Origin of the sequence: Cellulosimicrobium funkei (genome assembly GCF_004519295.1) — a bacterium.
Lineage (GTDB): Bacteria > Actinomycetota > Actinomycetes > Actinomycetales > Cellulomonadaceae > Cellulosimicrobium > Cellulosimicrobium funkei.
Genome location: NZ_SOZH01000007.1, coordinates 318,813 through 329,054, shown reverse-complemented (window position 1 = coordinate 329,054; position 10,242 = coordinate 318,813). Strand labels below are relative to the sequence as shown.

The window sequence follows — 10,242 nt, the reverse complement described above, 5'->3', positions numbered from 1 at the left end:
TCGGGCTGCAGGAACAGCTCCAACCCGTCCGGGTGCGTGTCGTTCCTCAGCACCGGGACCGTCACCACGTCCCCCGCGTGCACGGTCACCTCGTCCGCGACCGCGTTCGGCGGCTGCAGCCGCGTCGGCGCCGGCACCGGCACGATCCGCACCTGGCCGGTCGCGGTCTCGGTGCCGTTGGAGGCGGTGTACTCCACCGTCACCGGCGCGTCCAGGCGCCGGATCTCGGTCACCCGCAGCATCTGGTGGGCCAGGATCGCGACCGACACGCCGGCGTCGGCGGGCACGCGCACGGACTGCACGACGAGCACGCCGCCCGAGGGGTCCGTGTCGTTCGCGAGGACGTCCACGAGCGTGGACCCTCCCGCCGGGAGGAGCGCGGTGTCGGTGACGACGACGGGCGCGCCCTCGGCCTCGGACGGCGGCAGGACGTCGACCCGGACGAGGCCCGTGGTCGCGTTCGGGCCGTCGGTCACCTGGTACGTCAGGTCGTAGGAGCGCGGCTCCATCGAGAGGAACGTGAACGTGCCCGCGTCGTAGTTCGGCGTGATCTGCGCCGGGGCGGACTCCGAGACCGACGCCAGGCGCAGCTCGTCCCCGTTCGGGTCGGTGTCGTTGCGCAACGGCTCCACCGTCACCGGCTGCCCCGCCGGGACCACCACGTGGTCGCTCACCGCGACCGGCGGCTGCGGACCCGGCACCACGTCGACCAGCAGCTTGCCCTCGAAGGACAGCTCGCCGTCGGAGACGAGCAGGGTCACGATCTTGCGCCCGGTCGAGCCGCCGCCGTCGCGCAGCTCGACCGTGCCGTCGGGGCGAGAGCGCACGTCGTCGCCCGCGACCGTCGCGGCCGCCGACGCGAGGTACAGGTCGTCGCCGTCCGGGTCCTTGAAGAAGGGCAGCACCTTGATCGTCGCGGCGCCGCCCTGGGCGACGCGCAGGACCGGGTCACCGGTCTGCTCGGGGGGAGCGTTCTCGCCCCAGGGGGACACCTTGAGGGTGACGCCCGCCTCGGCGACGCCGCCGCGGCCGTCGGACACGGAGTACCGGAAGGAGCCGGTGCCCTCGGCGTCCTCGGGGACCACGGCCTGCAGCGCGGCGCCGCCCATGATGGTCTGCACGGTCGCGTTCGACGGCGAGTCCCCGACGAGCGACGCCGTCATCACGTCCCCGTCCGGGTCCACGTCGTTGCCCAGCACCGGCAGGATCGTCGTGCGCCCCGGACGCACCCCGAACGCGTCGTCCTTCGGCTGCGGCGGCCGGTTCGGCTGGGACCGGTCCGCGATGAACTGGTCCACCTGCTCCGGGTTCGTCAGCTCCGCGTCGGCCTCCTCGCCCTCGGCCTCCTCGGGCATCTGGACGTCCCAGTCGTCGACCTTCTGGTACTCGTCCGCCGCCATCCACAACGTCCCCGCCGACAGGTCGTTGAGCACGATGACCTGCCGGTTCACCCGGTACTCCAGGCGGGTCTGGGGGTCGAGCCCTTCGAGGCGCTCGTCGACGTCGCGGTCGGTGCCCTCGCAGTCGCGGATCACCTGGCCGGTCGAGGCCCACGCCCCGTACGTGCACGACCCGAGGCGCACCGGGGCGGCCGGGACGCCCTGCGCGGCGCGGCGCTGGGCGTCGCCGCCCTTCAGTGGCTGGGTCACGAGCGCGTCGGTCGTCGCGACGACGACGTCGCCCGACCCGGCGGACGGCTGCTGGAGCCGCGCCTGCTCCGCGCCCTCGACCGCGACGGTCCGGCCGCCTGGCAGCACGAGCTGCGAGGCGGAGCGGTCGAGGACGACGGGCTCGTCACCGACGGCCGTCACCTCGACCTCGGCGCCCTTCCCGACCGGGAGGGACGTCGACGCCGGGTCGCCGGAGACGGCGCCCTTGCTCGTGGTCTCGACCGTCCAGAGCGCTCCGGTCGAAGGGATCGCGACGAAGACCGTCCCGTCCTCGGACACCGTCAGCGCGCCGTCACCGCCGACCTCGGCCGTCGGGTCGAGCTTCTCGGCGTCGAACGAGGTGGCGCCGTCGAACGGCAGGACCCACAGCAGGCCCTCCTCGCCGTCGAGGATCGCGGTCGTCGCGCCGCCGGAGGCGACCTGCGCCCCGGCCGGCAGGCGGATCTGCCCGGTGAGCTTGAGGTGGGCGACGTCCACGGGGGACGACGTGCTCGTCCCCTGGTCGTCGAGGAGGACGCGGCCCGCGTCCTGCTGCACGTCGAACGACGCGCTGCCCGCGTTGAGCGTGCCGTCCATCGCCTGGGACTCGTAGTTGAACCGCCCCACCAGGCCCGCGGACGTCTTCGTCACCCACACGCCCGAGTCGTTGAGGTCCACGTCCGCCGTGGCCTCGCCCTCGTAGAGCAGCGCCATGCCCACCAGCGCCGTCGAGAACACCGACACGGTGCTCACCGACGCGACGGTACGACGATGCTCGCGGATGGTCGTGAGAAGACCCACCTGTGCTCCTCTGTGCCTGGGCGGGGCACACGTCCTCCCGGTCCCGCCGAGCGGCGGTGACGAGGGGAACGGGTGCTCCGGTGCCCGCAGACTGCCCGCAGAACGCCCCGACGAGGGTAACCGAGGCAGGGTCGCTCAGGGCATGGGGAGCGGTCCCCATGGAGGGTGGAATATTCCCCTGATCAGGGCAGAAGGGACGCACGGGACAGCGCGGCCCGGTCGCGCGTGCGGTCCTCGGCCGTGCGCAGCGACGCGCCGTCCGGGCGGACGGCGGCCTCCGCGGCGCGCGGGGTGGTCGACACCCGGGATCGGGCGGCCGCGCGGCGGCGGCCGAGGTCGGCCAGGGCGGAGCCCACGAGGACGAGCAGACGGTCCGTGCCACGGGGCTCGACCGTGCGGGGCAGGGTGGGGGAGTACGCGCTCATGAGGGGTTCTCCTTGCCGTCGATCGTCGGGAAGACGTTGAAGTGGATCTGCACGGGCCGCGCGCCGGGCGTCTGCTCCTGGCCCTGGAACCGCTGGAGCGTCGCGTCGAACGCGTCCCACGCCTCCGCGACCTCGAGCATCTGGTCGGCGGTGAGCCACATGCTCGCCGTCGTCAGACGGCTGCCGTCGAGCCACCGCGTCGGCAGCTCGGGGGAGCGCTCGAGGAACGCCTGGATCTTGCGCGCCCTCGCGGACTCGAACTCGCGGCTCACCATCGCGCCCGCGAGCGTGGCGGCGGCGTCCTCCTCGTCGTGCGGGACGTCGACCGTGAACCCGCCCGGCGGGCGCTCCCACCAGCGCTCGCGCGCCGTCCCGCGGCCCGCGACCTCCCGGACGAAGCCGTGCCGCGCGAGCTGGCGCAGGTGGTAGCTCGTCGACCCGCTGGACTCGCCCACGAGGTCGGCGAGGCGGCTCGCGGTGAGCGCGCCGTGCGTCGAGAGCAGGTCGAGGATCTGCACCCGCAACGGGTGCGCGAGTGCCTTGAGCTGCGCGGGGCCGAGCGCGGGGTGGCGTTCGGCCGGGACGGGTGCCGGTGCGCTGTCGGTGGGCATACGACGGCCATAGCGATGCAAACGACTCTTTGCAAGAGTTTCTTTGCAGCGGGATGTTGGCATCTGTCGGACGGCCCGCGCGGGGAGCGGGGGCGTGCGCGAGGTGCGAGCATCGAGCGCATGACGCAGGTGGCGGAGCGGGTGCGCGGCGCGGCGGAGCGCGCCATCTTCCTGCGGGTCGCGGGCCCGGACGCCACGGCGACGCGGGCACGCATCCACGAGACGCCCGGCCCGCGCTGGTTCCCGCCGGGGTCCGCGGTCCAGCGCGTGCACGGCGACGCGTCGATGTTCGTCGGCGGGCTGCGTGCGCTGCTCCTGCAGAGCCTGCACCCGCTCGCGATGGCCGGGGTCGCGGCGCACTCGGGCTACCGGGGCGACCCCTGGGGGCGCCTCCAGCGGACCTCGACCTTCATCGCCACGACGACCTTCGGCACGGCCGACGACGCCGCCGGCGCCGTGGCGGCGGTCCGGGCGGTCCACGAACGGGTCCGCGGCGTCGCGCCCGACGGCCGCCCCTACCGCGCGAGCGACCCGGACCTGCTGCGCTGGGTCCACGTCGCCGAGACGCAGAGCTTCCTCGTGGCGCACCAGGAGTTCGGGCACCGCCCGCTCGGCGCCGCCGGGTGCGACGAGTACGTCGCGCAGGCGGCGGTGGTCGGCCGCGCCCTGGGCGTCGAGGACGTGCCGGTCACGGTGCGCGAGCTGGACGACGCCGTCGCCGGGTACCGTCCGGTGCTCGGCCTCACCCCGGCGGCGCTCGACGCCGCGCGGTTCCTCCTCGTCGAGCCGCCGCTGCCGTGGGCCGTGCGTCGGGTGTACGCGGGGCTCGCGGTGGCCGCACGCGCGTCGCTGCCGGACTGGGCGCGCGCGGGCATGCCGCGCGTGCGGGGGCTGCCTCAACGGTGGGCCCACCCCGCGGGCGAGGCGGTCACGCGGCTGCTGCGGTGGGCCCTCCCCGGAGCCTGACGGCGAGGCGTGCCCGGCGGGTCAGGCGTCGGCGCGGCGTCGGCGGTAGGCGTCGAGGTCCTCGTTGAGTCGGCCGAGGAGCTCGGCGAGGAGGGCCCGGTCGAGGCGCGACCAGTCCCCGAGCACGTCCGCGTAGAGCGCGGTGCGCGCCGCGCGGTGGGCGGCGAGCTCGTCGAGCCCCGCGCCCGTGGGCTCGACGACGACGGCCCGGCCGTCGTGCGGGTCCCGGGCCCGGCGCACGTGCCCGGCCCGCTCGAGCACGACCACCTGGCGGGTGACGGTGGAGGCGTCGAGGCCGAGGCGCTCGGCGAGCGCGTTGACGTGCAGCGGGCCGTGGGTGCCGAGCGTGTGGAGCAGCAGGTAGCCGGACCGGTCGAGCGTGCCGCCCCGGCGCGACGTCCCGGGGCTCCCGGAGGCGCGCGTGCGCTCCGCGCGGCGCAGGAGCTGGGCGACCTCGAGCTCGATCGTTCCCAGCACGTCCTGGGCGGTCGCGTCCCCGCGCGCCTCGGCCTGCGGCTGATCGTTTCCCTCGGCAACCGTCATGGGTGTATTCTACAGATAGTTACCTGCTAGATACAGGTACTTCTCCCGCCGCCGCCCCTCGTGCGGCGGCCTCCCTCACCAGGAAGTGCGACCGAGTGGCCTCCACACGCAACGAACCGAACCGCACCGCCATCTACGCGACCGCCCTCACCGCGTTCTTCGCGATCGCCGGCATCGCCGTCGTCGACCCGATCCTCCCCGTGATCGGCGAGGAGATCGGGGCGTCGACCTGGCAGATCGAGCTCCTCTTCACCGCCTACATCGCCGTCATGGCGCTCGGCATGATCCCCGCCGTCATGGCGACCGGGCGCTTCGGCTACAAGAAGATCCTCGCCACGGGCGTCAGCCTGGTGGCCGTCGCGGCCGTGCTCGCGGCGCTGAGCACGAGCATCGGCCAGCTCGCCGCGCTCCGCGGCCTGTGGGGCCTCGGCAACGCGATGTTCTTCGCGACGGCGATGGTCCTCCTGGTCTCCCTGGCGAACGACCGCGAGTGGGTCGTCGAGCTCTTCGAGACGTGCGTCGGCCTCGGCTTCGCCGTCGGGCCGCTCCTCGGCGGGCTGCTCGGCGGCATCTCGTGGCGCGTGCCGTTCTTCGTGTGCGGCGTCTTCATGCTCGTGGCGCTGCTCGTGTCCGTGACGCGCCTCAAGGACCCCGCCGAGAAGCCCGCGCCGCTGCACGTCGGCCAGGTCTTCCGCCTGTTCCGCAAGCCCGGCTTCCTCGCGCTCGCCGCGGTCACCGCCGCGTACAACTTCTGCTTCTTCGTCGTGCTCGGGTACACCCCCGTGTTCCTCGGGCTCGACGTCGTGCCGCTCGGTCTCGTCTTCACCGCGTGGGGCGTGGGGCTCGCGATCGGGATCCTCGTCGTCGGGCACCGGCTCGCGCACCGCGTCGGCGCCGTCCAGACGCTGGGCGTGGCCGTCGTGGGCGTCCTCGTCGCGCTCGTCCTCCTCGCGCTCGACCTCGGGACCGCCTGGTCCGTCGTCGTGCTCGTCGGCGCCGGCGTGTTCATGGGCATCGCGAACGCCAACCTCACGGACCTCTCGCTCGCGCTCGGCGACCCGGACCGCCGCGTGACCACCGGCGCGTTCAACCTGGTGCGCTGGGGCTTCGCCGCTCCCGCCCCGGTCATCGCGGGGCTCCTGCACCCGGTGTCCGCGACCGCGCCGTTCTGGCTCGGGGCGGGGATCCTCGTGCTCGGCGTCGTCGTGTTCGTGGCGTACGGGCACCGGATGGCAGGCGAGCTCGGGGAGCGCGTCCTGTGGTCCCGGTGGAACCGCACGGCCCGCACCGTCGAGGGGACGCCCGAGGAGGCGCTCGGCGAGGTCTGAGCCGCCGGCGGCACCGACGGGGGAGGGTCCCGGGCCGCGCGGCCAGGGACCCTCAGTCCTCCGGGTCGGTCCCGGCGTCGGCCGAGCCGTCGCCCGAGGCGCCCGACGTGCTGGTCGCCGGGTCGGGCTCGGGGTCGGCCGCGGCCGACTCCGCGGCCCGCGTGAGGGCCTCGATCCCGGCCGTCAGCGCGCGCAGGTCCGCGACGTCGAGCCGGTCGAGGAGGTCCGTGAGGGGCTCGTCCTCCTGCGCGACGAGCCGGCGCACCGCCGCGGCGCCGCGCGGGGTGGCGGCGACGAGGCGCACGCGACCGTCCTGCGGGTCGGGGCGGCGCGACGCCATGCCCGCCGCCTCGAGCCGGTCCACGATCCCCGAGAGCGTCGCGGGGGAGATGCCGAGCACGTCCGCGAGCCGGTGCGAGCTCGTCTCGCCGTCCAGCTGCAGCACGGCGAGCGCGCGGAGCTGGGGGACCGTCAGGGTCGTGCGGAGCAGCGGCTCGAGGCGCTGCGCGAGCAGCAGGTCGGCGAGCCGTCGCTGGGCGTCCTCGAGGCGCCGGGCGAGCGCCGCGCGCTCGTCGTCGGCGGGGTGGGTCACGGCGCCGACTCTATCGGTGGGGGCGGGAACCATCCCGAGATGCTTCGCGTTACGCTAACGAAATCGCGACGCCGACGTCGTCTCCCGCCCGACCTGGAACCCCTGGAGGCTCCGTGTCCCGTCTCGCCCGGCTGTCGCTGGCCAACCGCGCGCTCGTCGCGCTCGCCACCGTCGCGATCGCGATCTTCGGCGTCCTCAGCATGGGATCGCTCAAGCAGGAGCTCATCCCGAGCCTGCAGATCCCCACGGCCGCCGTCGTCGGCGCGTACCCGGGCTCGGCCCCGGCGATCGTCGAGCAGCAGGTCACCGTCCCCGTCGAGACGGCCGCGCGCGGGGTCAAGGGGGTCGAGGACGTCACGTCGACGTCGTCGACCGGCCTCTCGGTGACGACCGTCCAGTTCGCGTACGGCACCGACATGGACGCCGCGGCCTCGCAGCTCCAGACGGCCGTCACGCGGCTGCAGTCCCAGCTCCCGGAGGACGTCGAGCCGCAGGTCGTGACCGGCTCCGTGGACGACCTCCCGGTCATCCAGCTCGCCGTGTCGGGCGGCGCGGACGAGGCGGCGCTCGCGGACACCGTGACGTCGAGCCTCGTCCCTGCGCTCGAGGACGTCGAGGGGGTCCGCAGCGTCGCGGTGAGCGGCGTCGCCGACCAGCAGGTGACGATCGCCCTCGACCCCGCCGCGCTCGCCGTCGCCGGGCTCAGCCCGCAGCAGGTCTCCACGATCCTCCAGGACAACGGTGTCGTGGTGCCCGCGGGCACCGTCGCGGAGGGCGACCGCACCCTCAGCGTGCAGGTCGGCACGGCGATCACGACCGTCGACGAGCTCGCCGCGCTGCCCCTCGTGTCCCCGACCGCGGCGCCCGGCACCCCGCCCGTCGCGCTCGGCGACGTCGCGACCGTCACCGCGGGCCCCGAGCCCGCGACGTCGTTCTCCCGGCTCGACGGCGAGCCCGCGCTCGCCGTCGCCATCACCAAGACGCCCGCCGGCAACACGGTCGAGGTGTCGCACGCGGTCCAGGACGCGGTCGACGACCTCTCCGGCGTGCTCGACGCCCAGGACGTGCGCGTCGAGGTCGTGTTCGACCAGGCCCCGTTCATCGAGGAGTCCATCGAGGGCCTCGCGACCGAGGGCCTGCTCGGGCTCCTCTTCGCGGTCGTCGTGATCCTGCTGTTCCTCGCGTCGCTGCGCTCGACGCTCGTCTCCGCCGTGTCGATCCCGCTGTCGCTGCTCGTGACGTTCATCGTCATGAACGCCACGGGCTACACGCTCAACATCCTCACGCTCGGGGCGATGACGGTCGCGATCGGCCGCGTGGTCGACGACTCGATCGTCGTCATCGAGAACATCAAGCGGCACCTGTCGTACGGCGAGGAGAAGGTCGGCGCCATCATCGGCGCGGTCAAGGAGGTCGCGGGCGCCATCACCGCCTCGACCGTCGCCACCGTCGCCGTGTTCCTGCCGATCGCGCTCGTGGGCGGCATGGTCGGCGAGCTCTTCCGGCCGTTCGCGCTCACCGTCGCCATCGCGATGCTGGCCTCGCTCTTCGTCGCGCTGACGATCGTCCCGGTCCTCGCGTACTGGTTCATCACGTCGCCGCCCGTCCCGGCCGACCCGGAGGCCGCGCGCCTCGCGGGCGAGCGCGCCCGCGCCGCCGCGGAGGCCAAGGAGCGTCGCGGGCTGTGGCAGCGCGCGTACCTCCCGACGCTGCGGGGGGCCCTGCGCCACCCCGCGATCACGCTCGGCGTGTCGGTCGCGATCCTCGCCGGGACGCTCGCGCTCGTGCCGCGGCTCGAGACCAACTTCCTCGGCGACACCGGCCAGGACACGCTCACCGTCACCGAGTCGTTCGCGCCGGGCACGTCGCTCGACGCGCAGGACGCTGCCGCGCGCGACGTCGAGCAGGCGCTCCTCGACGTCGACGGCGTCGCCACGGTCCAGACGACCGTCGGCACCGCGGGCGGCCCGGAGGCCGCGTTCTTCGGCGGCGGCGGGTCCCCGACGGCGACGTTCGCCGTCACGCTCGACGCGGACGCCGACGCCGTCGCGGCCCAGGAGGACGTGCGCGACGCCGTCTCCGGGCTGGGTGGGGACGCGCGCGAGGGCATCGAGGTCGCGGGCGCCGACGCCGCGTTCGGCAGCTCCACGGTCGACCTCGTGGTCCGCGCGCCCGACACCGACACCCTCGCCGCGGCGGCCGCCGAGGTGCAGGAGCTCGCGGAGGGGACCGACGGCGCCGCGCAGGTGACGAACAACCTCGCCGCCGCCCAGGCCACCGTCCAGGTGACGGTCGACCGTGAGGCGGCGGCCGCCGTCGGGCTCACGGAGACGCAGGTGGCCGGGACGGTCGCGGGGGCGATGTCCCCGGCCCCGGTCGGCACGGTGAACCTCGGCGACGGCCCGGTGCAGGTGCGCGTGGTCGCGGGCGAGGCGCCGGCGACGGTCGCCGAGCTCGAGCAGGTCGTGCTGCCCACCGCCGCGGGCCCCGTGCCGCTCACGCAGGTCGCCGAGGTCGCCGAGGTCGAGGTCCCCACCTCGATCACGCGCGTCGACGGCGAGCGCAGCGCGACGATCGCCGTCACCCCCGCGGGGCAGGACCTCGGCGCGCTGACCACCGAGCTCACGACCGCGATCGACGGCCTCGAGCTCGAGGGCGGCGCGACGGTCGAGGTCGGGGGCGTCGCCGCCGACCAGGCCGACGCCTTCGCCGACCTCGGGCTCGCGCTGCTCGTCGCGATCCTCATCGTCTACCTCGTCATGGTCGCGACGTTCCGCAGCCTCCTGCAGCCGTTCATCCTGCTCGTGTCGATCCCGTTCGCCGCGACGGGCGCGCTGCTCCTGCTGCTGGCCACGGGGACGCCGCTGGGCGTGCCGGCCCTCATCGGCCTGCTCATGCTCGTCGGCATCGTGGTGTCGAACGCGATCGTGCTCATCGACCTCATCAACCAGTACCGCGAGCGCGGGCGGGCGCTCGACGACGCCGTCCTGGAGGGGTCGCGCAAGCGGCTGCGCCCCATCGTCATGACCGCCGCCGCGACGATCTTCGCGCTCACGCCCATGGCCGTCGGGATCACGGGCGGCGGCGCGTTCATCTCCCAGCCGCTCGCGCTCGTCGTCATCGGCGGCCTGCTGAGCTCGACGCTGCTTACCCTCGTCGTCGTCCCGGTGCTCTACACGCTCGCCGAGCGCCGCGGCGAGAAGCGCGCCGCGAGGAAGGCGGCCAAGGAAGAGGCCGCGGCCCAGGCCGAGGCCGACAAGGCCGCCGCCGCCGAGGAGGCGACGGCGAACGCCTGAACCGCCCCACCGTCCCCGACGCGCCGGACCC

General features: G+C 74.6%; 8 protein-coding genes. 3 read left to right on the top strand and 5 right to left on the bottom strand.

Going from position 1 to position 10,242, the window contains the following annotated elements; genetic code table 11:
* The 3 genes from E1O70_RS13640 to E1O70_RS13630 form a co-directional block, all read right to left on the bottom strand.
* Positions 1-2,402: Ig-like domain-containing protein (locus E1O70_RS13640; protein ID WP_240696701.1), on the bottom strand; the 2,402-nt coding region annotated here is incomplete at its 3' end.
* 230 nt (positions 2,403-2,632) lie between these two features.
* On the bottom strand, positions 2,633-2,875 hold the full coding sequence (locus E1O70_RS13635; protein WP_061269417.1) for a hypothetical protein: 243 nt from the start codon (positions 2,873-2,875) through the stop codon (positions 2,633-2,635).
* The gene (locus E1O70_RS13630; protein WP_061269418.1) at positions 2,872-3,486 is read right to left on the bottom strand and encodes an ArsR/SmtB family transcription factor; all 615 of its coding nucleotides are present in this window, start codon (positions 3,484-3,486) and stop codon (positions 2,872-2,874) included. The genes E1O70_RS13635 and E1O70_RS13630 overlap by 4 nt, the downstream gene beginning before the upstream one ends.
* A gap of 120 nt (positions 3,487-3,606) precedes the next feature.
* Here E1O70_RS13630 and E1O70_RS13625 point away from each other — a divergent pair, with 120 nt between their 5' ends.
* On the top strand, positions 3,607-4,452 hold the full coding sequence (locus tag E1O70_RS13625) for an oxygenase MpaB family protein (RefSeq protein WP_061269419.1): 846 nt from the start codon (positions 3,607-3,609) through the stop codon (positions 4,450-4,452).
* A gap of 21 nt (positions 4,453-4,473) precedes the next feature.
* Here E1O70_RS13625 and E1O70_RS13620 read toward each other — a convergent pair whose 3' ends face one another.
* Positions 4,474-4,995, bottom strand: coding sequence for a MarR family winged helix-turn-helix transcriptional regulator (locus E1O70_RS13620; protein WP_061269420.1), 522 nt, complete (start codon positions 4,993-4,995; stop codon positions 4,474-4,476).
* 95 nt (positions 4,996-5,090) lie between these two features.
* On the opposite strand from E1O70_RS13620, the gene E1O70_RS13615 reads away from it, so the two are divergent.
* Positions 5,091-6,323: an MFS transporter gene (locus E1O70_RS13615; protein ID WP_061269421.1), complete on the top strand. Its 1,233-nt coding sequence runs from the start codon at positions 5,091-5,093 to the stop codon at positions 6,321-6,323.
* 52 nt (positions 6,324-6,375) lie between these two features.
* Here the strand turns inward: E1O70_RS13615 and E1O70_RS13610 are convergent, their stop codons facing one another.
* Positions 6,376-6,915: a MarR family winged helix-turn-helix transcriptional regulator gene (locus tag E1O70_RS13610; RefSeq protein WP_061269422.1), complete on the bottom strand. Its 540-nt coding sequence runs from the start codon at positions 6,913-6,915 to the stop codon at positions 6,376-6,378.
* 113 nt (positions 6,916-7,028) lie between these two features.
* Here E1O70_RS13610 and E1O70_RS13605 point away from each other — a divergent pair, with 113 nt between their 5' ends.
* On the top strand, positions 7,029-10,211 hold the full coding sequence (locus E1O70_RS13605) for an efflux RND transporter permease subunit (RefSeq protein ID WP_061269423.1): 3,183 nt from the start codon (positions 7,029-7,031) through the stop codon (positions 10,209-10,211).
* Positions 10,212-10,242: the final 31 nt, after the last annotated feature.

Bases quoted from the DNA above. Each gene is read 5' to 3' on its own strand.
- E1O70_RS13635 (WP_061269417.1), bottom strand. From the start codon at position 2,875: ATGAGCGCGTACTCCCCCACCCTGCCCCGCACGGTCGAGCCCCGTGGC.
- E1O70_RS13630 (WP_061269418.1), bottom strand. From the start codon at position 3,486: ATGCCCACCGACAGCGCACCGGCACCCGTCCCGGCCGAACGCCACCCC.
- E1O70_RS13625 (WP_061269419.1), top strand. From the start codon at position 3,607: ATGACGCAGGTGGCGGAGCGGGTGCGCGGCGCGGCGGAGCGCGCCATC.
- E1O70_RS13620 (WP_061269420.1), bottom strand. From the start codon at position 4,995: ATGACGGTTGCCGAGGGAAACGATCAGCCGCAGGCCGAGGCGCGCGGG.